This window comes from Oceanobacter sp. ABM4_470 (assembly GCF_056158645.1).
This window is the reverse complement of record NZ_JBSWTR010000001.1, coordinates 3328876-3353166: the sequence shown is the minus strand read 5'-3', so window position 1 is coordinate 3353166 and position 24291 is coordinate 3328876. Positions and strand designations below refer to the sequence as shown.

General features: G+C 57.5%; 22 protein-coding genes, 1 tRNA gene and 1 pseudogene. 13 read left to right on the top strand and 11 right to left on the bottom strand.

The features are described from left to right. Positions 1-63: 63 nt before the first annotated feature. Together ACXADJ_RS14780 and ACXADJ_RS14775 are read left to right on the top strand one after the other, a co-directional pair. Positions 64-139: transfer RNA gene (locus ACXADJ_RS14780), tRNA-Thr, on the top strand. A gap of 111 nt (positions 140-250) precedes the next feature. Then, positions 251-574 (top strand): DUF3392 domain-containing protein, encoded by a 324-nt coding sequence (locus tag ACXADJ_RS14775; protein ID WP_475067293.1) that lies wholly within the window; start codon positions 251-253, stop codon positions 572-574. 408 nt (positions 575-982) lie between these two features. On the opposite strand, the gene ACXADJ_RS14770 is transcribed toward ACXADJ_RS14775, so the two are convergent. Further along, positions 983-1105 (bottom strand): hypothetical protein, encoded by a 123-nt coding sequence (locus ACXADJ_RS14770; protein WP_475067291.1) that lies wholly within the window; start codon positions 1103-1105, stop codon positions 983-985. Between the two features lie 304 nt (positions 1106-1409). After that, positions 1410-2111 carry a tRNA (guanosine(18)-2'-O)-methyltransferase TrmH gene (gene trmH / locus ACXADJ_RS14765; protein ID WP_475067288.1) on the bottom strand — a complete coding sequence of 234 codons (702 nt, stop codon included), beginning with the start codon at positions 2109-2111 and terminating at the stop codon, positions 1410-1412. A 70-nt stretch (positions 2112-2181) separates the two neighbouring features. Between trmH and cysZ the strand changes: the two genes are divergently transcribed. Together cysZ and ACXADJ_RS14755 are read left to right on the top strand one after the other, a co-directional pair. Next, positions 2182-2904 (top strand): sulfate transporter CysZ, encoded by a 723-nt coding sequence (cysZ, locus tag ACXADJ_RS14760; protein WP_475067286.1) that lies wholly within the window; start codon positions 2182-2184, stop codon positions 2902-2904. Positions 2905-2950: 46 nt separating this feature from the next. Further along, a complete protein-coding gene (locus ACXADJ_RS14755) occupies positions 2951-3835 on the top strand; it encodes a response regulator (protein WP_475067284.1) in 885 nt (294 codons plus the stop codon). On the opposite strand, the gene phoR is transcribed toward ACXADJ_RS14755, so the two are convergent. From phoR to ACXADJ_RS14735, 4 genes are all read right to left on the bottom strand, one after another. After that, positions 3816-5135, bottom strand: a complete 1320-nt coding sequence (gene phoR, locus ACXADJ_RS14750; protein ID WP_475067282.1) for a phosphate regulon sensor histidine kinase PhoR — start codon at positions 5133-5135, stop codon at positions 3816-3818. The genes ACXADJ_RS14755 and phoR overlap by 20 nt on opposite strands. 6 nt (positions 5136-5141) lie before the next feature. Beyond that, positions 5142-5840, bottom strand: a complete 699-nt coding sequence (gene phoB, locus ACXADJ_RS14745) for a phosphate regulon transcriptional regulator PhoB (RefSeq protein ID WP_028292285.1) — start codon at positions 5838-5840, stop codon at positions 5142-5144. Positions 5841-5986: 146 nt separating this feature from the next. After that, a complete protein-coding gene (gene ubiA, locus ACXADJ_RS14740) occupies positions 5987-6874 on the bottom strand; it encodes a 4-hydroxybenzoate octaprenyltransferase (protein WP_475067280.1) in 888 nt (295 codons plus the stop codon). A 50-nt stretch (positions 6875-6924) separates the two neighbouring features. Further along, positions 6925-7500: a chorismate--pyruvate lyase family protein gene (locus ACXADJ_RS14735; protein ID WP_475067278.1), complete on the bottom strand. Its 576-nt coding sequence runs from the start codon at positions 7498-7500 to the stop codon at positions 6925-6927. A gap of 382 nt (positions 7501-7882) precedes the next feature. Here ACXADJ_RS14735 and ACXADJ_RS14730 point away from each other — a divergent pair, with 382 nt between their 5' ends. Both ACXADJ_RS14730 and ACXADJ_RS14725 read left to right on the top strand, forming a co-directional pair. After that, on the top strand, positions 7883-8155 hold the full coding sequence (locus ACXADJ_RS14730; protein WP_028292287.1) for an HU family DNA-binding protein: 273 nt from the start codon (positions 7883-7885) through the stop codon (positions 8153-8155). A 9-nt stretch (positions 8156-8164) separates the two neighbouring features. Next, positions 8165-8716, top strand: coding sequence for a DUF1415 domain-containing protein (locus ACXADJ_RS14725; RefSeq protein ID WP_475067276.1), 552 nt, complete (start codon positions 8165-8167; stop codon positions 8714-8716). A gap of 53 nt (positions 8717-8769) precedes the next feature. Here ACXADJ_RS14725 and ACXADJ_RS14720 read toward each other — a convergent pair whose 3' ends face one another. The 3 genes and pseudogenes from ACXADJ_RS14720 to ACXADJ_RS14710 form a co-directional block, all read right to left on the bottom strand. Then, complete coding sequence (locus ACXADJ_RS14720; RefSeq protein WP_475067274.1) at positions 8770-10164, bottom strand: HDOD domain-containing protein; 1395 nt, start codon at positions 10162-10164, stop codon at positions 8770-8772. A 256-nt stretch (positions 10165-10420) separates the two neighbouring features. Further along, positions 10421-12498, bottom strand: a pseudogene (recG, locus tag ACXADJ_RS14715) (ATP-dependent DNA helicase RecG). Positions 12499-12529: 31 nt separating this feature from the next. Continuing rightward, entirely contained in the window at positions 12530-13429 is a 900-nt protein-coding gene (locus ACXADJ_RS14710; RefSeq protein WP_475067272.1) for a hydrogen peroxide-inducible genes activator, read from the bottom strand. Positions 13430-13607: 178 nt separating this feature from the next. Here ACXADJ_RS14710 and ACXADJ_RS14705 point away from each other — a divergent pair, with 178 nt between their 5' ends. After that, positions 13608-14462 carry an NAD(P)H-binding protein gene (locus tag ACXADJ_RS14705; protein WP_028292291.1) on the top strand — a complete coding sequence of 285 codons (855 nt, stop codon included), beginning with the start codon at positions 13608-13610 and terminating at the stop codon, positions 14460-14462. A gap of 118 nt (positions 14463-14580) precedes the next feature. Here the strand turns inward: ACXADJ_RS14705 and spoT are convergent, their stop codons facing one another. Together spoT and rpoZ are read right to left on the bottom strand one after the other, a co-directional pair. Continuing rightward, positions 14581-16698: a bifunctional GTP diphosphokinase/guanosine-3',5'-bis pyrophosphate 3'-pyrophosphohydrolase gene (spoT, locus tag ACXADJ_RS14700; protein ID WP_028292292.1), complete on the bottom strand. Its 2118-nt coding sequence runs from the start codon at positions 16696-16698 to the stop codon at positions 14581-14583. A 34-nt stretch (positions 16699-16732) separates the two neighbouring features. Continuing rightward, positions 16733-16966: a DNA-directed RNA polymerase subunit omega gene (rpoZ, locus tag ACXADJ_RS14695; RefSeq protein ID WP_028292293.1), complete on the bottom strand. Its 234-nt coding sequence runs from the start codon at positions 16964-16966 to the stop codon at positions 16733-16735. Between the two features lie 449 nt (positions 16967-17415). On the opposite strand from rpoZ, the gene ACXADJ_RS14690 reads away from it, so the two are divergent. Genes ACXADJ_RS14690 through ACXADJ_RS14665 form a run of 6 tightly spaced genes read left to right on the top strand, consistent with a single transcriptional unit; the run spans position 17416 to position 24233 of the window. Further along, the gene (locus tag ACXADJ_RS14690) at positions 17416-19923 is read left to right on the top strand and encodes a c-type cytochrome (RefSeq protein WP_475067267.1); all 2508 of its coding nucleotides are present in this window, start codon (positions 17416-17418) and stop codon (positions 19921-19923) included. A gap of 11 nt (positions 19924-19934) precedes the next feature. Beyond that, entirely contained in the window at positions 19935-21287 is a 1353-nt protein-coding gene (locus tag ACXADJ_RS14685) for a DUF1501 domain-containing protein (RefSeq protein ID WP_475067265.1), read from the top strand. Between the two features lie 16 nt (positions 21288-21303). Further along, positions 21304-21876: a TlpA family protein disulfide reductase gene (locus ACXADJ_RS14680; protein WP_475067264.1), complete on the top strand. Its 573-nt coding sequence runs from the start codon at positions 21304-21306 to the stop codon at positions 21874-21876. Next, positions 21873-22103, top strand: a complete 231-nt coding sequence (locus tag ACXADJ_RS14675; RefSeq protein WP_475067263.1) for a DUF4266 domain-containing protein — start codon at positions 21873-21875, stop codon at positions 22101-22103. Before ACXADJ_RS14680 ends, ACXADJ_RS14675 begins: the two co-directional genes overlap by 4 nt. Then, a complete protein-coding gene (locus ACXADJ_RS14670) occupies positions 22100-23293 on the top strand; it encodes a DUF3570 domain-containing protein (protein ID WP_475067261.1) in 1194 nt (397 codons plus the stop codon). Before ACXADJ_RS14675 ends, ACXADJ_RS14670 begins: the two co-directional genes overlap by 4 nt. Before the next feature lie 7 nt (positions 23294-23300). Further along, a complete protein-coding gene (locus tag ACXADJ_RS14665; RefSeq protein ID WP_475067259.1) occupies positions 23301-24233 on the top strand; it encodes an FAD:protein FMN transferase in 933 nt (310 codons plus the stop codon). Positions 24234-24291: the final 58 nt, after the last annotated feature.

The following is a 24291-nucleotide window of genomic DNA, read 5'->3' as shown; positions in this document are numbered from 1 at the left end:
GAATATTACGAGATTTTTCTGTTGACGCAGTGAAATCTCATCAGTAATATTCACGCCCACTTAGCCGGTATAGCTCAGTCGGTAGAGCAACTGACTTGTAATCAGTAGGTCCCGAGTTCGACTCTTGGTGCCGGCACCATATTAAAAAACCCGCGTTTACGCGGGTTTTTTTATGCCTGCTATTCTTCATTCTGAAACGGACGTTCGCCCTGAACGACCACTTGTTGGCTACCGCAGTTGTGGAATCAGAATGGATCTTCTTGTCAGTCTTTCGGGTTGGATCAGACCCTACAATCACGATATTGCATTGGCCCTGGTTGCCACTTTGCTGGTGATCTTTGGCGATACGATTAACGGCATGGTGCGTCGTGCGGTCAGGAAACACTGGATGGTGGTTCGGGTGGCTGTCTTTATCGCGCTGTGTACGTTCGGCTATGGGGCGATCACTGTTTGGGTGGTGCCGGTGCTGGCAACATTGCTGATGAGTGTGTCAGCGCAATACTACGGCGTTTCAGTCGTGGTGGCGTTTACAGCGCTGGGGTTAATGGCCGAGCGATTCCATCGCAAAAGCTGAGCCGGGCATAACGTTTGGTGCTACATCACAAGACAACACGGCCAAACACCACGGCAAGTGCGCGCGAGCGTAGATTGGTTTCACTTGATGTATTGAGCGTGCGTGTTTTGGGGCGTAAAAAAGAAGAGTAAGGCGTGCCTGAACGCCGAGTGTCAGGTGTTAAATGGGCGGCAGTACATCCTGTACCGGCCGCCACAGCACCCTGGAACTTTCCATGATTCCACGTTCATCCTTGCCACAATCCATCGTGTTGGTCATCCCTGCGCGAATCCATCGCTGATTGTCCCTTTACCGTCCTGGTAAGCATCCTGGCCAATCTTCCCTGCGCAAATCCTTGCGATGCCATCCCAGCATAATCATCCGTGTTCCATAACCTCATCCCGAGGCGTCCTGCTGTCCGTGCCCGATTCATCCTGAATCGTTGAGGTCGTCCAGACCTTGTCCTGCTTTCCATGCCGATTCATCCTGAATCGTCGAGGTCATCCAGACCTTGTCCTGCAAACACTCCGTGTTGAGATCCGTCTCACTCATCCTGAGTAATGTCGTCCGTTACAACCAGATCAACGTCCTGCTGTCTGGTGATCGTCCTGATCAAGTGCTGCCTGCGGATAGAAATGTAGCAAAGGAAGAACTTTCGTTATGTGAACCAAACCCGACAATTGGGAATCCAAGGCTTGGGTGATTTATAAAAAACCTTTAAAAACAAAGGCTTGGATATTTCTTCGTTGGATTTTGTGGATAGTCTGGAGGGAGGAATTCGGTATGTCGCACGAGCTTGTGCGATATATCGCACAAGCTTTATGGGCAATGTCGCTACAACAGAAAATGGCGGTAATCAGCGGCTGTGCGCCTGTTCATTGATCAGTTGTGAAAATGCCTGTGGATCGGCGATTTCGCCGTCTTCACGCAGTGCCGGATACGGCAATTTGTACTTGTGACACAGTTTGGTGGCCGAAGGCTGGCACCATTCAAACAGCAGCTGCTCGAAACGCTCGTCGCTCATGCGGCGCTGGTCGAACATGCCGGCGGCTTCCCGCTGACGGCTGGCTTCATGAAGGATAATAGCCGCTGCGACGGAAACGTTAAACGACTGTACCATACCGTACATCGGAATGATCAGGTGTTCGTCGGCCAGTTCGGCGGCGGTATCGCTGACGCCTTCCTTTTCGGTGCCCATAAGCAGCGCCGTTGGCTGGGTGAAATCGTAGTCGCGGAAGTCGGTCGCACGGTCGGTCAGGTGCGCAGCGCACACGCGGAAGCCCTGTTGCTGCAAGCCGGTGATGGCACTTTCGATGTTGTCGTGGGTGTTGACCGTTACCCAGCTGCCGGAGCCTGCTGCGGTGGCGTTGCTCATGCGGAAATCACCACTGCCACGGCTTGGCCACACCACGTGAAGGTCCTGTACTGCGAAGGCATCGCAGGTACGGGCAATGGCCGCCTGGTTGTGGGACTTGTAGACTTCGTCGGTAATCACGGTGAGGTCGGGTTGCCGACGATTGAGGGTGGATACCACTCGGTCAAGACGATCAGGCGTCATGGTGGGTGTGTCTCTTGCGCAATGGGGCGCGCATTGTATAAAAACTGTCAATTTGTTGCACGGACTGGAAATGAAAGACAACCTCGTAAGTGGGGCAGGGTATCTGCTGAAAGGCTTTGCGCTGCTGAATGAACCGGGCATTCGCCGTTATGTATGGCTGCCTATTCTGATGAACCTGGTGATTCTGACCGCCGGGGTGTATTGGGCGGTGGGTTATGTCACCGGCATGGACTGGCTGCACGAAGGCTGGTGGGCCTGGCTGGCGTGGTTGATTGTGCCGGTTGCGGTGTTGCTGTCGGTGATGGTGTCGGGCTACTTCTTTTCGGCCATTTTGTTGCTGCTGGCGAGCCCGTTTTACGGCTTGCTGGCGGGCAAGATTGAAGAGCGTTACGGCATTGTCGCGCCGGAGGAGAGTCTGGCCAGCCTGATTCCCCGTACGCTTGGCCGCGAACTGGTGAAAATGGCCTATTACATGCCGCGCTATCTGCTGCTGTTTGTGATTCCCTTGTTGCTGCCGTTGCTGATTCCGGTGATGCCGTTTGTCTGGTTTGCCTTTGGTAGCTGGGTGATGTCGTTGCAATACAGTGACTACACCCTCGATAACCATCAGAAAGATTTCCGCAGCAGCCGCAAGATTGTTGCCGAGACGCGTTGGACGGCCTATGGCTTTGGTGCATCGGTATCCTTGCTGATGGCTGTGCCGGTACTCAATTGTCTGGTGCCACCGGCGGCGGTCATTGGTGCCACCATGTGGCAGATGGAGCGCGAGCAGCGTCAACCTCGTCTACGCTGAGGAATCAGGCAGGGGGACCTGCGTTTTCTGGTGCGGAGCACAAGGCATGGCCGAGTTAACCTTTCTGTTGGTAGATGATGCGGCGTTTATTCGCGATCTGGTGAAAAAAGCCGTCAAGCAAACCTACCCGAATTGCCAGTTGGTGGAAGCCATTAATGGCAAGAAAGCGGTGGCCATGCTCAATAGCCACAAGGTGGATGTGGTGCTGTGCGACTGGGAGATGCCTGAAATGTCGGGGCTGGAAGTGCTGCAATGGATGCGTTCGCAAAGCCAGCACGAAAAAACGCCGTTTATGATGATCACCAGCCGGGGCGACAAGGATCATGTGGTCAAGGCGGTGGAAGCGGGGGTGTCGGATTACATCGGCAAGCCATTTACCCGCGATGCTTTCGTCGACAAGCTGACCCGGATGGTGTTTCGGCACCTGAAAGTACGGCCGGTGAAAACCTCTGAACAGAAGGTTGCCGGGGACATGGGCGGTGCGTCGGTCTTGATGGGCGGTAGTGCCAGCCCGGCTAAACCTTCAGCGCCTGCCAAGGCTCAGCCTGCTGCCGGGTCGCCGCTGCTGGCCGGACAACCGGCTGCGGCGGCAGAGAAAAAGCCCAAGGGTGGTGGCAAGGCGATGGGACTTGCAGTGGTGCGGTTTGCGTCCGGTGGCGAAGCCAAGCTGGTGATCAAGGACATGAACCTGATTGAGCTGCTGGGGGTCTTCAAGCGCAGCGGTGAGGTGCCGGGGTTGTTGGAACAGGTGGTGATTGATATCACCGATGACCAGCAAGAGGTGATTGCACGGATTAACGGCTTTGTGCGGATGTTGCAAGCACAGGAGCCGCATCCGGATGCCGAAACCATTCAGATCCGCATCCGGATTGTCGATGACGACCCCGAAAAAATGGACGCCCTGTCGCGCTTTATTGCTCGTTGTCGCTAGTCGCGTCAGCGACGCCGTCGGTCATACGCTTCAGCGGGAACACACAGCTGAAGGTACTGCCTTTGCCTTCCTCACTTTCGATCTTCAGCTCGCCCTGGTGGTGCAGCAGCACGTGTTTGACGATGGCCAGTCCAAGACCGGTACCGCCGGTTTCAATGCTACGGCTGGGGTCGGCGCGGTAAAAACGTTCGGTCAGGCGCGGCACGTGGTGTGCGGCAATGCCAATACCGTTGTCTTTTACGCTCATACAGCCGCCATGTCGGGTTTGGCGCCATTCAATGTTGATGGAGCCACCGTCCGGGGTGTATTTCACCGCGTTGAACACCAGATTTGAGAAGGCACTGCGAATCTCGTTGTAGTTGCCGGTCAAGCGCTGCTTGTCGGCATGCACCAGATTGACCTGATGGCGACCATTGCTGAGCGCTCGGGCATCGGTTTCGATCGATTGCAGCATGGCTTCGACGTCGATGCTTTGTTCATCCTTGGCCTGGCTGGTTTCCAGCTGCGACAGCATCAGCAAATCCTTGATCAGGTTGCCCATACGGTGACTCTGGCTGTTCATCTGTTGCAGCATGCGGGCCCAGCGCGGAGGCAGCATGTCGGCGCCCATTTGCATGGTTTCGACATAGCCGGAAATCACCGTCAGTGGGGTGCGCAGTTCGTGGCTGACGTTGGCAACGAAGTCCTTGCGCATTTGTTCCAGCTGTTTCAGGCGGGTGATGTCGTGTACCAGAATCAAGCGGTCACGGCGGCCAAACAGGGTGATGTTGAACTGCAACGACAGTTGCGGGTTTACCGGCGATTTGATCACCAGCGGTTCGCGGTAGTCGGCTTGTTCAAAGTAGGATTTGAATTCCGGCGTACGGATCAGGTTGGTGATCGGCTGGCCGAGGTCGACCGGATGGCGCAAGCCCAGATAGCCTTCAGCGGCCTGATTCCAGAATTCCAGCGCCCCGGTGGAGTCGACCATCATCACGGCGTCTTTTAAGGCCGCCGTAGAGTCCTGAATACGGTTGATCACGCCTTGCAGTTGCTGCTGGTTTTTAATGCTGCGTTGCTGCAAACGCTGGGTCTGGGTAAAGACGGAGCCCCAGATCCCGAGGGTTCGGGGCAATAAGGAGCTTTGTCCATCTTCAAGCCATTGGTTAAGGCGGTAGAGCTGTAACCAGTGCCAGCCAATATAGCCAGCCAGTACGGCGCAAATGCCGATGAAGGGGTTGTCGAGGTAGTAACCCAGCGCCACGCCCATTACCAACAGGTAAAACACGCGACGCAACTCCCTGCGCCAAATTGGATTCATTGAATATCAGGCAACTTTTGTAGAGAAACGATAGCCGGTGCCACGAACGGTTTGAATCATATGTTCATGGGCTTCACCCAGCGCCTTGCGCAGTCGACGAATATGAACATCCACGGTGCGCTCTTCGACGTAAACGTTACCGCCCCAGACCTGATCAAGCAACTGTGCACGTGAATAGGCACGTTCCTGGTGGGTCATAAAGAATTGCAACAGGCGGTATTCGGTCGGGCCGATGTCGAGCGGCTTGTCGAACGAGGTCACGCGGTGGCAAACCGGGTCCAGCAGCAGGCCGCTGACTTCAATCGGTTCTTCGATACCCTGTGGGGTTGAACGGCGAAGTACGGCTTTCAGGCGCGCAACCAGTTCACGAGGGGAGAAAGGTTTGGTGATGTAATCGTCGGCACCGGCTTCCAGCCCCTGAACCTTGTTGTCTTCCTCGCCTTTGGCGGTCAGCATGATGATCGGCAACTCGGCGGTGCGATCTTCACGCTTCAGACGACGGGCAAATTCTACTCCGCTGGTGCCAGGCAGCATCCAGTCGAGCAGAATCAGGTCGGGTTTGCGGTCGATAATTTGTGCATGGGCTTCCTGAGCGTTAGCCGCTTCCATGCATTCGTAACCGGCCATTTCAAGGGCCACGGCGATCATTTCACGAATCGGTGCTTCATCGTCTACGATCAAGACGCTTTTGCCAGCTTTAGTCATAGGTTGCTCGTCACAAAATTGTCACACAATATTAATAGGCGGCTTGTATTACACTGGCCTTGTGTTACAGCGGTGTGACATTGTCAGCGACTCGTCAAAAGCCGGTCGACAGCGCCATTCGCGGGCGGCCTGGCCAAAGCCCGGGCTTAGCGCAGGGCATAGCCCGCAATCAATCCTGCCAACATCATCACGCCATACCAATGCGCCAGTCGAAACTGACGGAAACAGCCCATGCGATCGCGGCTGCGGATGTTGATGATTTGCCAGGCCATGAAGCCGCCAGCGGCCAGCCAGCAAAGCCAGTAGCTCCAGTGTAGTTGCAGTTGGCTGCCAACGGAAAACAGGCATAAGTGCGCCACGGCGTAGAGGGTGGCGATAATCGTCACATCCATGTCGCCAAACAGGATGGCGGTGCTTTTAACGCCAATCTTCAAGTCGTCATCACGGTCGACCATGGCATAGATGGTGTCGTAGCCCACCGTCCAGCTCAGTTTGGCAATAAAGATTAACCAGCAGATGGTGGTCAGTTGATTGGCTTCGGCGGCAAACGCCATCGGAATCGCCCACGAAAATGCCGCTCCCAGAAACACCTGTGGCAGGTAGGTGTGACGTTTCATAAACGGATACAGGGCCGCCAGCGCCACGCCACCAAATGACAGCCAGATGGTCAGGCTGTTGGTGAACAACACCAGTACAAACGACGTCAGACAGAGTACAGCAAAGCCGATCAGCGCCTGTTTTTCAGTCAGTCGGCCCTGGGTCAGTGGCCGGTCTTTGGTGCGTTTGACGTGGCGGTCTATTTCACGGTCGGCGTAGTCGTTGATCACACAGCCGGCGGAGCGCATCAGGAACACGCCCAGCGTGAAAATAATCAGGTTGGCCAGCGTTGGCACCCCTTCAGCGGCAATCCACAAGGCCCAAAAGGTAGGCCACAGCAGCAGATAGGAGCCCACCGGTTTGTCGAACCGTGTGATCTGAACCCATTGGTGCCAGTCTGGCCAGACTCGATCGAGGGTTTGGGTCAACGGCTTCATATCGGGGTCCTTACTGTGGTGCGGGTCGAAATCGGGTTGGCGCGCGGCCTTCAGGGCTGGCCGCTGAGCAGGTTACTGGCAAATGCCTCGCTGACCAACAGTTTGCTGGTGCCAATGTGAAACACCGAACGGCGGCACCAGGGGCTGGTGATCAGGTCTTGCAGGCGGCCGCTGGCGCTTTTGTGCTTCGGCAGGCAGCAAAACCGCATCGGCTGGCGTTGCAGCTGTGGATGGCGAAACAGGAAGCTGCCCAGTGAGCGGTTACCCAGACGGCGTACCGGGTTGCCCAATTGGCGCAAATAGCGCATCGGAATAACGGTACGTGCCTCAACCTGCAAGTCGTCATCAAGCAGCAACAGCACCTCCCGAATCCACACAGGGGCTCTGGTGGGTAAGCCCAGGTCGCGGCTTTCGATCGGACTGGCACGTCCCTGACGCTCGCTGACGAGTGTGACGCTGAACTGGCGTTGATCCATTCGGGACAGTCTCAAGGTCAGTGATCCGGTGTCGGTCAGCCAGCGCCGCTGGGATGCCGGTAATGGCAGCGCGGCGCTGCGGTGCAGGCCGCTCCACGGCGGAGCGGGTGTGAAAAAGGGGCGCGCTTGGCAGGCAATCGGGGAAATCATGGCGGCGGAGCATGCGCCAAATCACAAATACTGGCAAGAGTCGGGCTTTCTTCCATTGATTTTCGCCGATTTCGACAGTAGCTTAGGCGGCCGGTCCCAGTAACCATGCGGCTCAGGCTACAATTTGGGCAATGCTGGCTTGAAACGGCAATTTGTTTTATTCAGCCGCTGGGCGAGGATATGGTGTAGCCCTGTTGACCCGGTCAGCGTCATCGACCGGCTTTTGCCACGGGTTGATCGGTTTTGTCGGGATCAGATCCGACGGCATTTACGAGCTTTTGTGATTTCTACAGAACCTTGTGGACGGTCGGGGCTCACAGGTGTGCCTTTATTTTTAAAATCGGGTTGGTATAACCCGTATCTTTCATAGAGAGGATATTTCATGCGTAAACCAGAATTGGCAGCGGCCATTGCAGAGAAAACTGACCTGAGCAAGGAAAAAGCGTCTGAAGTGATCACTGTGATCACTGACCGCATCGCTCAGGCTCTGGCTGAAGGCGACAACGTAAGCCTGATCGGTTTCGGTACTTTCGAAGTACGTAACCGCGCTGAGCGTCAGGGTAAAAACCCACAGACTGGTGCTGCTATCACCATTCCTGCTGCCAAAGTACCTGCTTTCAAGCCAGGTAAAGGTCTGAAAGACGCTGTTCAATAAGCAACAGTGATGACAGCCGAAGCATTAACCCATCTTTGGGTTTCCCGGCTGGTGGTGGGCGAGGGACTCTGTCCTTTCGCCCATCCGGTTATGCCGCAACTGGCCATTCGGGTCAGTGACTCTTCCGATCTGAACCAGATCACCAAAGAATTCATGGATCTGTTGGCCGAAGTGGTCGATGCCGATCCCGCCGAACTTCCGACCGCCTTGTTTGTGGTACCTCATGCCTTACAGGACTTTGACGAGTACTGGAACTGGGCCATGATTTGCGACGAGTTGTTGCAGCAAATGGGCCACGAAGGGGTGATTCAGCTGGCGACCTTTCATCCGCAATATTGCTTTGAAGGCGAAGCGCCGGAAGATCCGAGCAATTTCACCAATCGTTCTCCTTACCCTATGTTGCACCTGATTCGGGAAGACGACATGGAGCAGGCTCTGGCGTCGGTAAGCCACCCGGAGCGGATTCCCGAGCGTAACCAACGCCACTTGCGGCGGATGGGCCTGGACGGCTTGCTGGAACTGATTCCCGAGCTGAAGCACTCGGACATCTTTCGTCCCTGACGGCCGTCAGGGCGTTTGAAGACAGCGCTCTGATACCGCGGATGGTCGGGCTGTCAGGAAGACAGCGCCGTGACCATATCAGCCAACTCTCCCACGTGTTCAATCAGCTCATCGGCGACTTCGTCGACGGTTTCCTGCGTTAAACCCAGTGCGTCCAGTACGTTGGGATCAAGCGCCTCGATCGGGCCGTCGCCGTAGCCACGCTGGCGCAGTGCCCGGGTGGTGACGTACAGCAGCTGGGCATAGTTGTCGTGGTCGCCACAGTAGAACGGGTTGTGTTGCTGACGAATGGCCATTACGGCCTCCGCGGGCAAATTCCACTGGCCCAGCAGCAGGCTGGCCATCTGTTCCCGGCACAGCCCCAACAAATGCCGTTCAATGTAGAAACGGTTGATGTGGGGGTTGGCTTCAATATGACGGTTGATCAGCGAAAACTGCGGCGGAAATACCTGACCTAACACCAGATAGCCAAAGTTGTGCAGCAAGCCGCACAGGTAGGCCAAGCCGCTGTCCGGCTTTTTCTTGCCCTTGATCTTGCGGGTCAATTCGCTGGCCAGTGCCGCGCCCATCACCGCTTGTTGCCAGAATGGCGTGTAGCCGTGTGGGCCTTCTCTTGGCACGCTCAGCGTGCGGCCCAGAGCAAGCCCCAGTGACAGGTTCATCACCAGATCAAACCCCAGCACTCGCAGCACGGCTTCTTCCACCGTGTTGATGTTGCCGCGTGAACGGTAGTAGGGCGAGCGGGCCCAGCTCATCACCTGGGCGGCAATCGATGGGTCGACTTCAATGGTGCGCGCCAGAGTGACGGTATCGGCGTCGGGGTCGACCCGCAATTCAATGATCTTGCGGGCGGTTTCCGGCAGCGGTGGCAGGTCGAGGGTGTCTTGCAGGCGCTGCTGAATACGCAGTGGGGTAAATTGCTCCACCGCCGCGTGGACATCTTCTTGATCGGCGCTGGTGTCGTTGTGCAGCACATCGATTTGCAGGGCGGCGGTGTAGTTGCCAATTTGTGAGCTGGCGGTCAGTGCCCGGAACTGGTCGGTTGGCATGCTCAGGTGCTGGTCGCCATGGCCGGTTTGGATAAACAGCTCGGAATACTCCAGCAAGCTGCGGTCTACCAGGCTGTCGAGTCGGGTCAGCTGCGGCAGTGCCGGAAAATCATCCAGCCCTAACTGGCGTTTCAGCTGTGCCAGTTCTTCTGGTGGTACGGCGCTGAACTGACGGCCGGTCTGGTGGGAAATCAGGTTGAGGTCGAGCATGCGGTTGGCAGGAATCACCACCTGTACCTTGCTCGCGCTGTCCTTGAGAAAAATAACCTTGGCGTAATTGCCTGGGGTAGTGCCGAATCCGGTTTCGATCATCGTCCGCTCGTTTTGAAAACCATCAGATATCGAGTATTTGACGTTCCATTCGTCCAGAACCTTTTGCACAGAGGCCGGTATTGCCATTACCTACTCCAACATCTCAAATTGTCGTTTGGTGAGGCGCTGAGTCCGTGGAGGCGTGCTGATTGGCAGCAACGGCTGCGGCGTCAGGCTTCCGGAATACTCAGGCTATTAAAAAAATATAGTTCAGCGTGGCAAGGCTGGCGGAAAATTTTGCGCCGATGCGGCGAAACTGGCTTGTTCTGTCAGGCTGGGAGTCGGGAGTGAGCGGGGCGCGCAGCCTCGGGTGTCGGGTGTCGGGTGTCGGGAGAGAACCGGATTACACCCCGGCGAAGCGTTCGGCTTCGCCAAGCCAGCGATCGATCAGTGGATCGACCACCGATGGATGGTTATTCCACAGGTGTGTCGCCATTTCGCGTACCGCTGGCAGCAGCTCGCCATCCCGTTGTAAATCGGCCACCCGCAAGGTTTGCAGGCCGGTCTGGCGAGTGCCCAGTACCTCGCCGGGGCCTCGAATCATCAAGTCCTGTTCGGCAATGTAGAAACCGTCCTGGCTGTCGCGCATCACTTGCAGGCGCTGTTTGCCGGTCATTGATAGCGGTGTTTTGTACAACAGCACGCAATGGCTGGCGACCGAGCCCCGGCCAACGCGGCCGCGCAGTTGGTGCAGCTGTGCCAATCCCAGTCGCTCCGGGTTTTCAATCACCATCAAACTGGCGTTAGGTACATCAACGCCTACTTCAATCACGGTGGTGGCCACCAGTAAATCGAGTTCGTGGGCCTTGAATTGCGCCATGATGGCGGCTTTTTCCTGTGCCTTGAGGCGGCCATGGACCAGACCAATCCGCAAGTTCGGCAGTTGTTCGGTGAGTTCGGCAGCGGTGTTTTCAGCGGCCTGGCATTGCAGTGCTTCGCTTTCTTCAATCAGGGTACACACCCAGTACGCCTGGGCGCCGCCCTGACAGGCACTGGCCACCCGGTAGATCACTTCTTCGCGGCGGTTGTCCGATACTGCGACGGTCTGGATCGGGCTGCGTCCGGGGGGAGCTCATCAATGATGGAGGTATCAAGGTCGGCGTAGGCGCTCATCGCCAGCGTCCGTGGAATCGGCGTAGCAGTCATAATCAGCTGGTGGGGTGACTGGCCATTGAGGTTGCCCTTTTCCTTCAGCGACAGTCGCTGGTGGACGCCAAAACGGTGTTGCTCGTCGATGATCACCAGCCCCAGCTGCTGGAACTTTACTTCGTCCTGAAACAGCGCATGGGTGCCAATCACCAGTTGGGCATCGCCGCTGGCGATGGCCTGTAAGGATTCATTACGGGCTTTGCCGCGGGTCTTGCCCCCCAGCCAGCCGGTTTTGATGCCCAGTGGCTCGAACCAGCGGGTCATATTGATAAAGTGCTGCTCGGCAAGAATTTCGGTGGGTGCCATCAAGGCTACCTGAAAACCGCTTTCCAGCGCCTGGCAAGCGGCCATGGCGGCGACCAGGGTTTTACCGGAGCCGACGTCCCCTTGCACCAGCCGCAACATGGGCACTGGCTTGCTGAGATCGTTGAGAATCTCTCCGGTGACCCGCTGCTGGGCGTTGGTGGGGGTAAATGGCAGTGCGGCGACCAGCTGTTGTTTCAGTGTGCCTGAGGGGGTCATCACGGGGGCGCCGTCTTGTTGTGCCTTCGAGCGCAGCCGATGCATCGACAGCTGATGAGCCAGCAGCTCTTCCAGAATCAATCGGCGTTGGGCGGTGTGGCTGCCGTTCAACAGTTGTTCCAATTGCACGTCGGCGGGTGGCTGATGCAAAAACAGCAGTGCTTGCTTGAGCGTCGGCAAGTGCCATTCGGCCAGCCATTGAGGCGGCAGCAGGTCGTTGAGCGGTACGCTGTCGTCGCGCAGAAACTCCAGCGCCTGTTCCATTAGCAGCCGCAGTCGCTGTTGGCTGATGCCTTCGGTGGCGGGATAGACCGGCGTCAGGCGCGCTTCGGGCAGTTCTTCCGACGCATCGTCCAGTAGCTGGTATTCCGGGTGGTACAGCTCCAGCCCGCTGGCACCCCGACGGGCTTCGCCATAGCAGCGCACCAACGCGCCTTTGCGGAACTGGTTTTTCTGTTTGGCGTTGAAATGATAGAAACGAAGGCTGATTACACCGCTGTGGTCGGCCAGTTTCACCAGCATCGAGCGACGCTTGCCAAACAGCACGTCGGCGCTGCGCACTTCGCCCTGAATCACCGCGGGCTGCTGGTGTTGCAGGCTGCCGATCATCTGAATGCGGCTGCGGTCTTCATAGCGAAATGGCAGGTGAAACAGCAGCTCCGCCAGCGACTCAATATTGAGGCGCTGGAGCTGCTCCTTGAGCTTGGGCCCGACGCCCTTGAGGCGGGTCAGATCCAGTTGCGGGTCCATGGCGATACGGCGTTCCCGGGGCGTTGGCCGCTTAGCGGCTGATGCTGCACTGACGGGCAGTTTCGATCAGCAGGTCGACCGCCTGACCGCGTGGGAAGCTGGCGCGCCACGCCAGAGCCACGGTACGGAATGGCTGTGGATTGGTGAACGGACGGGTGATCACCAGATTGCGATCCAGATTGCTGATGGCGGATTCCGGCAGCACGGTAATGCCCAAACCGGACGCCACCATGTGCTTGAGGGTTTCCAGCGAGCTGCCTTCCAGCACGCTGCCCAAGCGGGTGTGGTGCTTGCGGCTCAGGGCCGGGCAGTGCTCGAACACCTGATCGCGGAAACAGTGGCCTTCACCCAGCATCAGCAGGTCTTCATCGGCCAGTTGTTCGGGCTCGATGGTTTCCTGATTCTTCCACGGGTGGTTCTTTGGCAGCACCACCACAAAGTTTTCATCGTACAGCGGCCGTGTCAGTACATCGGGTTCGTTGAACGGCAGTGCCACAATGATGGCATCGAGGTCGCCGTCGCGCAGTTGGCGGCGCAGGGTGCCGGTGTAGTTCTCTTTCAGGTACAGCGGCATGGATGGCGCGCGCTGGTGGATTTGTGGCACCAGATGCGGGAACAGGTACGGCCCGATGGTGAAAATAGCACCAATTTTCAGCGGTGAGCTGAGCTGGTCCTTGCCGGCACTGGCCAGCTCGCGGATGGAGCGGGCTTCTTCCAGTACCCGTTGGGCCTGGGCGACGATGCGTTCGCCCAATGGGGTCACCGACACCGAACTTTTGCTGCGCTCGAAAATCGCAATATCCAGCTCATTTTCGAGTTTCTTGATGGCAACACTCAGGGTAGGCTGGCTGACAAAGCACTTTTCCGCCGCGCGGCCAAAATGCTTTTCCTGAGACAGGGTTACGATGTATTTCAGTTCGGTCAAGGTCATAATTGGTTGCCTTCATAGCGATGAAGAATTTGATTTAGTTTACCTATCATTGGCCTCAAGTAAATAGCTGACGACAGAATCGTTTTATTCAGTCTTACGAACCTGAACGTCAGCACCTAAACTGTTTTTATGGGCGGCAAGCCCTGAACGTGCAAACGGTGAGTGTAAGGAGAAACAGATGGCTCGTATTCTGATTATTGGGGCAGGAGACATCGGTGGTGGTTTGGCAGCGGCCATGGTGGCTCAGCATGATGTCTGGGCGCTGCGTCGCAGTGCTGCCGAGCGCAACGAGATTCCCGGCGTGCAATGGATTCAGGCCGATGTGACCGACCCCGAAACCCTGCTGGCGCTGCCGGACGATCTCGATCTGGTGGTTTACAGCATTGCCTCGCCGGTGTTCTCCCGCGAGTCGTATCATGAGTTTTACGTTAATGGCCTGAAAAACGTGATTCAGGCATTGCCGCAGCAAGCGCTCAAACGCTTCCTGTTTGTCTCCAGTACCAGTGTTTACCATCAGATGAATGGCGAGTGGGTCGACGAGCAGTCAGAAACCCAACCGGCAGCGTTTGCCGGTAAAGAGCATCTGCTGGCCGAACAGGCGTTACTGGATAGCCGTTTTCCCGCCACGGTTGTGCGCTTTACCGGGATTTATGGCCCGGGCCGTAATCGCATGATCGAGCAGGCCCGCCGGGGCAATCATTGTGACCCTGAGCCGCCGATCTGGACCAATCGCATTCACCGCGATGATTGCATCGGGGTGCTGAAATTTCTGGCCGAGAAGGCACTGGCGGACGAAGCACTCGATACCCTCTATCTGGCCACCGATGATGAGCCTGCGCCGCTGTTTGATGTGTTGGAGTGGATCAAGGAGCGCATCGACGATGTCGACCCGGATCACGACATGCCGGAAGCCAGCCGACGGGCCAACCGCCGCTGTCGCAATGACCGCCTGAAAGCGCTGGGGTATGAATTCAGGTATCAGGGCTTCCGTCAGGGCTACGATGAGATTCTGACCGAATTGGGATACTCCTGAGTGTTCAGCTGGATGGCTTCAAACTGACAGCAATAACCGCATCGCCAACAACAAAAAAGCCGCTGATTCGTCAGCGGCTTTTTTGTTTCTTTTTCACGGGCTGATCACAGACCGATGATCAGTTTTTCAACCGCACGATCTTGTTGACCCCGGCAATGTTACGCAGCTTGCGCATCACCCGGGCAAGGTGCTTACGGCCGGTGATGTTGACCTTCAGGTTGGTGACGCTGAGGCGGGCATCACGCTCTTCGACATTGATGTTCTCAATGGTGGCATCGGCCATGTTGATGGCAGACGCCAGAGCCACGATCAGGCCACGGCGGGTTTCCATGTACACCTTGAGGCTGACGGTGAAGTCGCTGTCGATGTCCTTGTCCCAGCTCAGGGCCACGCACTTTTCCGGATTGCTGCGGATATCACCGATGTTACGGCAGGTTTCGGTGTGTACCACGATGCCTTTGCCAGAGCTGACGTGACCAACAATCGGATCGCCAGGAATCGGGCTGCAGCACTTGGCAAAACTCACCAACAAGCCTTCGGTACCCTTGATCGACAACGGGGTTTCCGGGGTCGATTCGAGGTTAATGTCGGCGTCACGGGTGGCGGCCAGGAAGCGGCGGGCAATCAGCGGTGCCATGCGGTTACCGGAGCCGATTTCCTCCAACAGGTCTTCCAGTTCCTTGTTGTTGGTTTCCTTCAGCACCAGGTCGATCTGTTCCAGAGCGATGTCGTTGAGTGACTTGTCGAACGCCGCCAGGGCCTTGTTCAACAGCCGCTCACCCAGCACCACGGATTCGGAACGACGTTGGCTCTTGAGGTAGCTGCGAATACCGGAACGGGCTTTGCCAGACACCACAAAATTGAGCCAGGCCGGGTTCGGCTGAGCGTTAGGGGCGGTGACCACCTGTACCGTCTGGCCGCTGCTGAGCTTGGCGCTGAGCGGCGACAACTGACGGTCGATACGACAGGCAATGCACTGGTTGCCAATGTCGGTGTGCACGGCGTAGGCAAAGTCGATGGGCGTTGCCCCGGCGGGCAGCGTCATGATCTTGCCTTTTGGCGTGAACACGTAGATTTCTTCCGGGAACAGGTCGAACTTCACGTGCTCGACAAATTCCAGCGGGCTGCCGGCGTTCTTTTGCAGTTCCAGCAGGTTTTGCACCCATTGACGGGCGCGCTGGGAGCCACTGGCCTGATCGCTTTCCGACTTGTACAGCCAGTGGGCGGCAATGCCGTAGTTGGCCATGGCGTCCATTTCTTCGGTACGAATTTGGATTTCAATCGGCACTTCACCAGCGTTGAACAGGGTGGTGTGCAACGACTGATAGCCATTGGCCTTGGGAATGGCGATGTAATCCTTGAAGCGGCCCGGCAGCGGTTTGAAGAGGCTGTGGACCATACCAAGGATGCGGTAACAGCTGTCCACTTCATCGGTGATGATGCGGAAACCGTACACATCCATGATTTCGTCGATGTCCTTTTTCTTGGACTTCGCCATCTTCGAATAGATGCTGAACAGGTGCTTTTCGCGTCCTACCACTCGGGCCGAAATATTGGCTTCGCTGAGGCGATTACGAATGGTGTTGGCGATGTTGCTGATGATTTCAGCGTGGCTGCCACGATGCTTTTTCACCGCTTTGCGAATCAGGTCGGAACGCATCGGGTGCATGGCTTCAAAGCAGAGATCTTCCATCTCTACCCGAATGCTGTTCAGGCCCAGGCGGTGGGCAATCGGGGCATAGATATCCAGGGTTTCGCGAGCAATGCGACGACGCTTTTCAGGCCGCAAGGAGCCCAGCGTGCGCATGTTGTGCAGACGGTCAGCCAGCTTCACCAGAATCACACGGATGTCCCGTGCCATGGCCATCGCCATTTTCTGGAAGTTTTCGGCTTGTTGCTGCTCTTTGTCTTCGAAATGGATATGGGTCAGCTTGGATACGCCATCTACCAGGTAGCTGACGGTTTCACCAAACTGTTGATCCAGTGCGGAACGCGGAATCCCGGTATCTTCAATCACGTCGTGTAGCATGGCTGCCATCAGCGAGTGATGGTCCAGATGCATGTCGGCCAGAATGCTGGCAACGGCTAACGGATGGATGATGTAAGGTTCACCACTACGCCGACGTTGTCCGTCGTGGGCTTGTTCGGCGTAGTAGTACGCCCGGCGCACCTGCTGGATTTGCTGGCGGCTCAGGTAATGGGAAAGGCGCTCGGACAGGGCATCAAGAGTGGGCATTCAGATCTCCGGCGATTGATGCGCTGTCTTTGGATCAGTATTCGTCAGCTTGTGCAGCTGCTTCTTCCTGTGCGGCAACAGACGCTGGGGTTACCAGGCCTTCAGCAATTTCGCGCAGCGCCAGAACGGTTGGCTTGTCGTTTTCTTCTGCAACCAGCGGCTCAGAACCCTCAACGGCGATCTGGCGGGCACGCTTGGTAGCCAACATGACCAGTTCAAAGCGGTTATCAACGTTAGTCAGGCAATCTTCAACAGTTACGCGGGCCATAGGGTTTCCGTCATGGTTTTAAATCGATAGGACCGAACATTGTAGCTGAATTTTTGAACGATGGAAGGGGGTTGTGATGTCGATTGGTCATTAGCAGCCAGCTGGCGGAGCATCCCAACCGCCGTCTGCCCCGGGCGCTTGGGGTCTTGTTGAAAAGCCGTGGAGAGTCCCAGGGTGAATAGCACAGGAGTAGCGGCCAGCGGCGCTAACTGACATTTTCTGTCAGCGCGCGGCTATTGGCGGGATTTGCCTTGCCAACCGGATCACAGAACCAGTGTTTTTTGTTAGCAAAGCTTCATGGAGTGTCGGGTAATGTAAGGCAACTCTCGGGTGGTCAGGCGCAGTGCCCCAATCCCGGTCGCAATGGCGACGGCGGATACTGATAACGAATACCAAAAACGACTACCCAAAAAACATTGATACACCGTGACCCTATTGAGGAAACCTTGATGAGATCCCTTGTTGATCACCAGTGGCCGAGCGGGTGGCGCCTGGCGGGAGTCCGGCAGCGTTATGCCCGCTGGCTGACCCCGGCGGCGTGGCGACGGCCGTTTACTGGTCAAACCCAAACCAATACCGACTCCCATAGCTTGGCACGGAGTGCCGGTGACGCTATCGGCCGGGCGGTGCGCACGCTGTTGGCACTGTCGGCGTTGGTTTTGCTGTCTGGCTGTATGGACGATGGTTACGACGGCAGCGTCACGGAATCCGGTGATGCTGCGGTGGTAGTCAACGAACAGGGCCGTGCTATTTACCAAAGCAGCTGCGCTTCCTGTCATGGTCTGGAAGGTAATGGCACATCGGTCGGGTCATCGCTGGTGGCCTGTGCAACCTGCTCATCCGTTGACGTTTTGGCCGATGAGATCAGCCGCACCATGCCGGTGGCCAATGTGTCTTCCTGTGTGGGCGACTGTGCCAGTAACGTCGCCGAGTACATTATGCAGGCCTTTAATGGCGGCAGTGCAACGGTGTCGGCGCTGTCGATTGAAGGTGTTACGGCCGAGCCGTACAGCGCCACTTTGCGACGCGCTACCTTGTTGATGTTGGGTCGTTTACCCAGCCAGAGCGAGCTGAACCGGGTGCGTCTGGAAGGTGAAGACGGGCTGTCGGCGGTGCTGGACGAGGTGATGAACGAAGACGCCTTTTACGAGTACCTGATGACGGTCTTCAACGAGCAGTTCCTGACCGATAAGTACCTGTCGTCCAACCTGACTCAGGGTGGCATTAACCTGCTCGACGCCGACGATTTCCCCAATCGCAAGTGGTACAACGACCAGTATCCGAACGATGAGCAAAGCAGTCTGCGCAGCTGTCTGCGAACCGAAGCCAACGATGCCGTTGCCCGCGAGCCGCTGGAACTGGTGCGTTACGCCGCCATGACCGAGCAGCCCCATACGCTGTTTGTGACCGCCGACTACATGATGGTCAATTGGTACAGCCAGCAGGTATACGACGCCGAATTGGTCGACGGTGCGGCCAGTTTCCGCCAGCTGGACGAGCCAGTCTGTGCCGAAGTGGAAGCCTATGAGGAAGACGGTGTGCTGGTGCCAGCCAGCGGTGAGCGTATTTATTACGATCCAACCGACTTCAAGCCAGCACGCATTACCCACGACACCGAGTACGCCATTGGCGGTTATCCACACGCAGGGGTGCTGACGTCACCGATGTTCCTGAACCGCTACCCGACAACCTACACCAACCGCAACCGTCACCGCTCGCGGATCTTTTACGACTACTTCCTCGATATCGATATTCTGGCCATCGAAGGTGATCGTCCGGAAGACGGCGTCGGCAGCGGCATTGCCAATCCGACTTTGCTGGACCCGGCCTGTTACGGTTGTCATCAGGTGATGGACCCGGTGGCCTCGGCGTTTCAGCACTGGACCGACAACGGTCGTTATATCGTCACCGGGCCGTCATCGCGCAACAGCTGGGACAGTTCCGACATCGAAGCGCCGGGGTTTAATGGAAAAACGATGCCGATTTCCGGCTCCGGTGGCTATTTCCGCAACATGCTGCAATGGCTGGGGCAAGAAACCGCCGCTGATCCCAACTTTGCCTGGGCTACGGTACGCACCCTCTATCAGGGCATGATGGCCACCAACCTGCTGGCCGCACCCGGCAGCGAAGGCAGTGACGCAGACCTCAAGGCGTACAACGACCAGCGTAAGGTGATCAACACCATTGCTACCAACATGGTGAACGACGGCTGGCGCATCAAGACCGCGGTGAAGGGCATTCTGATGTCGCCGTATTTCCGTGCCGCCGCTGTTGACCAAAGCATTCACGCCACCAGCAGCCAGTTTGGTGCCAGTCGTTTCCTCAGTCCGGAGCAGATGCAGAACAAGCTCAATGCCGTGATTGGCTTTGGCTGGGATGAATTCCGTAACGAGAGCAACCGCATCATGTACGGCGGCATGGACTCCGACAGCATCGTTGAAATGATCCGTGAGCCGAGCGGCCTGATGATTGCCATTCAGGACCGCATGGCCTCTGAAATGGCCTGTCGGGCAGTGGCTTACGACTTTACCAAAACCGTTGCCGAGCGAGTGCTGTTCCCCAATGTGGCGGTCGATACCATGCCGCAGGATATGGACGGCAATGCCATCGACTCCTCGGCCCAGCGCATTCGTGAAAACATCGCCTACCTGTTCTGGACCTTCTTTGGTGAAGAGGTCAGCGCAGACCATGCCGAAGTGGAAGCAGCCTATCAGCTGTTCGAAGCCACCTGGCTACAGGGTCGGGCCTTGCTTGCAAGCGATGAGCAAATGGAGCCGTCGATGGGTAACTGGTTGGAGTGGGAATGCCGCGCCCGTTGGCAGCGCAACGCCGAAGGGCGCAGTGATGGCAACCTGCCCGAGGAGCAACGGATTGACGATGATCCGGATTACGTCATCCGTGCCTGGATTGCCGTGATTACCTACCTGATGACCGACTACCGCTTCGTCTACGAATAAGGAGGCCAGACATGAAACGACGCAATTTTCTGCAAATGATGGCCGTCACCGGTCTGCTGGCGACGCCGTTTGCGGCATCCCGTGTGCACGCTGCCAGCGTGCCGCAATTCATCGTTGCCGTGAACGCCAGCGGCGGCTGGGACCCAACCAGCCTGTGTGATCCCAAAGGGCTGAACGGTTTGTACAGCGAAAACAGCGACCGCTACGAAGGCTCAACCAATTCCGTGGCGCTGGACGACAGCAAGCGTTTTAACCAGATTCAATGGAGCGCCATTCCGGAAGGGGTATCAAACGACGTGGAGGTGCGGGCGCGGATCGAAAACCAGTTCGACACCTTCTTCACCCAGTACGGCAACCAGCTGACGGTGATCAACGGCATCGATACCGAAACCAACAACCACGATACCGGCTCACGGGTGGTGTGGTCCGGCAACGAAGAAACCGGTTATCCCAACATTGCGGCGCTGTACGCGGCGGCGGTTGCGCCGACCTTGCCGCTGGCGTTCATCAGCAATGGCGGTTACGACTTCACCGACTCGCTGGTGGCACGAGCGCGGGCCAGCAATGCCGATTTCATTGCCCAGCTGGCCGACCCGAACCTGTATTACGACCAGCGCGGTTTTATCTATCGCAGCGCCGATGCGTCGGTTGATTTGTACGATCCGGTGATCGCTGCGCGTAACGCCCGTTTGCAGCGTCAGCTGGACAATGCCGAGCTGCTGCAACGTCGCCAACAATTGCAGGCGCTGGCCAACATCCGGGGGGCCGATAACAACCTGGCCCTGATGGTGCCAACGCTGGAAAGCATTCAGGCCAACGTCAGTCGTGACCTGAACTGGAACAGCAACCGCGCCAATGACCTGAAAAGCCAGGCCGAAGTGGTGGCGGCGGCGTTTGCGTCCAACCTCTGTGCTGGCGCAACGTTGAACTACGGCGGTTTTGACACCCACGGCAATCACGACGCCAGCGCCTACCCTCGGCTGGGCGACCTGCTGGAAGGGGTACACTTTCTGGTGCAGGCGCTGACCTATGCGGGCGTGGCCGACCGAACCACCATCGTGATTGGCTCTGACTTTGGCCGCACGCCATACTACAACTCCGGCAATGGCAAGGATCACTGGCCGGTAACCAGTATGATGGTGCTGCACCCTCAAGCCACCGGCGGTCGGGTGTTTGGTGCCAGTGGGCCAGGCTTTGAAGCGCAGTCGATCAATACCGAAACCGGCCTGATCGACAGTGCCAACGGCCAGCGGCTGACGCCAGCCCATGTGAATGCCTCGCTGCGTGCCTTGCTGGGAATCGACAACAGCGCAGTGGTGCAATCCTATTCTCTGGGTTCCAATCCGTTCCGGATTTTTGCCTGATCATCGGAGTTTTCGAATGCGTATCAAATTATCAACATTGTGTGCTGGTGCTGCCACGGCGGCCCGTCAGGCGCAGGGTATGGTGAAAAAACCGGCTTTGACGTTACTGGCGGTGGTGGCAATGGGGCTGCTTCCTGCCAGTGCGATGGCCGTCAGTGCGGGTGATCCGGCACCGGACTTCCGTTTACCTGTTCTGGGCACGAAAGCCGAACAATCCCTGCAGGATCACCGTGGTCAGGTGGTGTATCTGGATTTCTGGGCATCCTGGTGTGCACCGTGCCGCAAGTCGATGCCGTTTATGGAAGCCCTGCATCAGGAGCTGGCGTCAGAGGGCTTGCGGATTCTGGCGGTCAATCTCGACGACGAACAAGCCCCGGCACTGAAGTTTATTGAACGTTACGGCGTCACCTACACCAACCTGTTCGACGGCATGGCGACCCTTCCAGAGAAGTACAAGGTCATGGGCATGCCAACGGCGGTCCTGATCGACCGCAAAGGCGTGGTGCGCTGGGTGCATGCAGGCTTCAGCAGCAAGGACGAGGCCGAGATTCGTCAGCAAATTGAAGCGGTATTGGCGGACCCGTCATGAACAAGGGAATCACTCGTGTTGCTGCCGGGCTACTGTGCGGCAGCCTGTTACTGGCATCGGGGTGTGCCCAGGTGGCCCCCTGGCAGCGAGGCCATTTGGGCTCTGATGTCATGAGCTGGGACGGCAATGCCCTCAAGCGCAGCCTCGATGATCATATTCACAGCAGCAAGGAAGCCAGCTCGGGCGGTTTTGGGGCCGCTGGTGGTGGTTGCGGGTGCAACGGATGAGTCAGCAACAGAAGCCGTTAACCGCCTTTGCGGTGTTGTCGGCAGCGGCTGCCAGTATGGCGTTGCCGGTGGCGGATACACAGGCAGAAGCGCGTCCCGACGAACGCATCATCAGTTACCGCACCAGCCAGTATCAGGAAGACGATGCTCCGGCCTCGCGGACCTTCAACGGCGTTACCGACCGCTATAGCGTCAATGTGCACCAAGTGGGGTTCGATACGCCGATTGCCGACGACTGGTACCTGACCTCTGAGTTGCAATACGAAACCATGTCCGGTGCATCACCGATGCAGACCTACGAAAACAGCGACGGCCAAAGCGTGCTGGTGATGAGCGGTGCCAGCATCGACGACACCCGCATCGACCTGAAGCTGGCGCCAACCCGCTATTTCGAGCAAGGCACGGTGGGTGGCTCGGTGGCGATTTCCAGCGAAAACGACTATCAGTCGTTAGCGGCTGGGGTGAATGGCTCGCTGGCTCTGTTTAACGACATGGCGACCTTGCAGGGCGGGGTGAGTCTGGCTCATGACACCCTGTCGCCAACTGATCCTGAGTTATCCACAGCCCGTCAGCAGGCCGATGGCGCAACCAAAACCACGGTGTCGCTGTTTCAGGGCGTATCGCTGGTGCTGAGCAAGGATTCGGCGCTGAATCTGGGACTGGTTGCTACCCATAGCAGTGGTTATCTGTCCGACCCCTACAAAACCGACGATCGCCGCCCCGACAGCCGCGCCATGCTGGCATTGAGCAGTCGTTACCGCCACTACCTCAGCTGGGGGCCAGGACAGGAAAACGGCTGGCATCTGGATGCGCGATGGTATCAGGACGACTGGTCCGTGCGTTCGCAGACCCTGACGACCCGGCTGGTCAGCCGCTGGACCGGTGTTCACTGGCGCTTTGAGCTGACACCGATGCTGCGTTACTACCGCCAGAGTCAGGCGGCGTTCTATGGCCTTGAACAAACGCCGGATGCCAATAGCCCGCACAGCTCGGATGCCCGTTTGTCGACCTATGGTGCTTTGGCGCTGGGGCTCAGTTCCGAGTTGGGCTGGAAGGCCTGGTCGCTGTCGCTGGACTACCAGACCTACGATGCCTCGGAAGGTCTGGCGCTGGTGGGGGATACCGACAAGGAAACTCCGGGGCTGGTGGACTATCAGCTGTTCAGTCTGGGAGTGTCTTATCAGTACTGATGCCGCAATGGTTACTCGAGAGGTGATCCACGAGGTTGCACCGGGGCTCTGGCGCTGTCGTTTCGCGGCGCTGGGCGGCCCCTGCGAGTTGCATCTTGGTTGCGACGACCGCCGTCTGGCGCAGCAAGCAGCAGCGGCGGTGGAAGCTGAAACCCGCCGTATCGAAGCCAAATATTCCCGCTATCAGCCGGACAGTGTGCTGTCGCAGCTGAATGCCCGCGCCGGTGTGCCTTGCCCGATTGATGCTGAGACTCATCAGTTGCTGAATTTTGCCTGGCTGTGCTTTCAGCAGAGCGACGGACTGTTTGATATCAGCTCGGGGGTACTGCGACAGGCGTGGGACTTTCGTCAGCCGCGGCTTCCCGAACCTCAGACCCTGCAACCCTTGTTGCGGCGGATTGGACTGGAGCGTATGCAGCTGCAACCGGATCAGGTTCAGATCCCCGCCGATATGGAGCTGGACCTCGGTGGCCTTGGCAAGGAATACGCCGTTGATCGGGCGGCGGCGGTGTGCCAGCAACTGGGCATTCGCTCCGGTCTGATCGACTTTGGCGGCGATATTCAGGTGCTGGGCCCCAAGGCCGACGGCTCACCCTGGCACGTGGCGGTGCGTAACCCCGCGCAACCAGATACGCCTTTGGCCGGGCTGCCGGTGTATCAGGGCGGCGTTGCCAGCAGTGGCAATTACGAACGGGGCTTTGATCTGGAGGGCCGTCGTTATTGCCATATTCTTAACCCGCGTACGGGCTATCCGATGGACTACTGGGCGTCGGTCACTGTGGTGTCTGGCAGTGCGCTGTTGGCTGGTTGTTTGTCGACCATTGCCATGCTCAAACAGGCAACTGCACTGGAGTGGCTGCAACAGCAGCAACAAGCCTTTCTGGCGGTCACCACGGACGGTCGTCAGCATCGCTGGCCAGACCAGCCAAGTGTGGAATAACGTCGGCATTCTGTGGCGCTCTGTGAGCAAAATGCCGTTGGCGGTATGAAAACGTTGG

Bases quoted from the DNA above. Each gene is read 5' to 3' on its own strand.
- ubiA (WP_475067280.1), bottom strand. From the start codon at position 6,874: ATGAAGCCGTTGACCCAAACCCTCGATCGAGTCTGGCCAGACTGGCAC.
- ACXADJ_RS14685 (WP_475067265.1), top strand. From the start codon at position 19,935: ATGAAACGACGCAATTTTCTGCAAATGATGGCCGTCACCGGTCTGCTG.
- ACXADJ_RS14725 (WP_475067276.1), top strand. From the start codon at position 8,165: ATGACAGCCGAAGCATTAACCCATCTTTGGGTTTCCCGGCTGGTGGTG.
- ACXADJ_RS14755 (WP_475067284.1), top strand. From the start codon at position 2,951: ATGGCCGAGTTAACCTTTCTGTTGGTAGATGATGCGGCGTTTATTCGC.
- ACXADJ_RS14675 (WP_475067263.1), top strand. From the start codon at position 21,873: ATGAACAAGGGAATCACTCGTGTTGCTGCCGGGCTACTGTGCGGCAGC.
- ACXADJ_RS14710 (WP_475067272.1), bottom strand. From the start codon at position 13,429: ATGACCTTGACCGAACTGAAATACATCGTAACCCTGTCTCAGGAAAAG.
- ACXADJ_RS14680 (WP_475067264.1), top strand. From the start codon at position 21,304: ATGCGTATCAAATTATCAACATTGTGTGCTGGTGCTGCCACGGCGGCC.
- cysZ (WP_475067286.1), top strand. From the start codon at position 2,182: ATGAAAGACAACCTCGTAAGTGGGGCAGGGTATCTGCTGAAAGGCTTT.
- spoT (WP_028292292.1), bottom strand. From the start codon at position 16,698: ATGCCCACTCTTGATGCCCTGTCCGAGCGCCTTTCCCATTACCTGAGC.
- ACXADJ_RS14735 (WP_475067278.1), bottom strand. From the start codon at position 7,500: ATGATTTCCCCGATTGCCTGCCAAGCGCGCCCCTTTTTCACACCCGCT.
- ACXADJ_RS14730 (WP_028292287.1), top strand. From the start codon at position 7,883: ATGCGTAAACCAGAATTGGCAGCGGCCATTGCAGAGAAAACTGACCTG.
- trmH (WP_475067288.1), bottom strand. From the start codon at position 2,111: ATGACGCCTGATCGTCTTGACCGAGTGGTATCCACCCTCAATCGTCGG.
- phoR (WP_475067282.1), bottom strand. From the start codon at position 5,135: ATGAATCCAATTTGGCGCAGGGAGTTGCGTCGCGTGTTTTACCTGTTG.
- phoB (WP_028292285.1), bottom strand. From the start codon at position 5,840: ATGACTAAAGCTGGCAAAAGCGTCTTGATCGTAGACGATGAAGCACCG.
- ACXADJ_RS14770 (WP_475067291.1), bottom strand. From the start codon at position 1,105: ATGAGTGAGACGGATCTCAACACGGAGTGTTTGCAGGACAAGGTCTGG.
- ACXADJ_RS14670 (WP_475067261.1), top strand. From the start codon at position 22,100: ATGAGTCAGCAACAGAAGCCGTTAACCGCCTTTGCGGTGTTGTCGGCA.
- ACXADJ_RS14665 (WP_475067259.1), top strand. From the start codon at position 23,301: ATGGTTACTCGAGAGGTGATCCACGAGGTTGCACCGGGGCTCTGGCGC.
- ACXADJ_RS14705 (WP_028292291.1), top strand. From the start codon at position 13,608: ATGGCTCGTATTCTGATTATTGGGGCAGGAGACATCGGTGGTGGTTTG.
- ACXADJ_RS14690 (WP_475067267.1), top strand. From the start codon at position 17,416: ATGAGATCCCTTGTTGATCACCAGTGGCCGAGCGGGTGGCGCCTGGCG.
- ACXADJ_RS14720 (WP_475067274.1), bottom strand. From the start codon at position 10,164: ATGGCAATACCGGCCTCTGTGCAAAAGGTTCTGGACGAATGGAACGTC.
- rpoZ (WP_028292293.1), bottom strand. From the start codon at position 16,966: ATGGCCCGCGTAACTGTTGAAGATTGCCTGACTAACGTTGATAACCGC.
- ACXADJ_RS14775 (WP_475067293.1), top strand. From the start codon at position 251: ATGGATCTTCTTGTCAGTCTTTCGGGTTGGATCAGACCCTACAATCAC.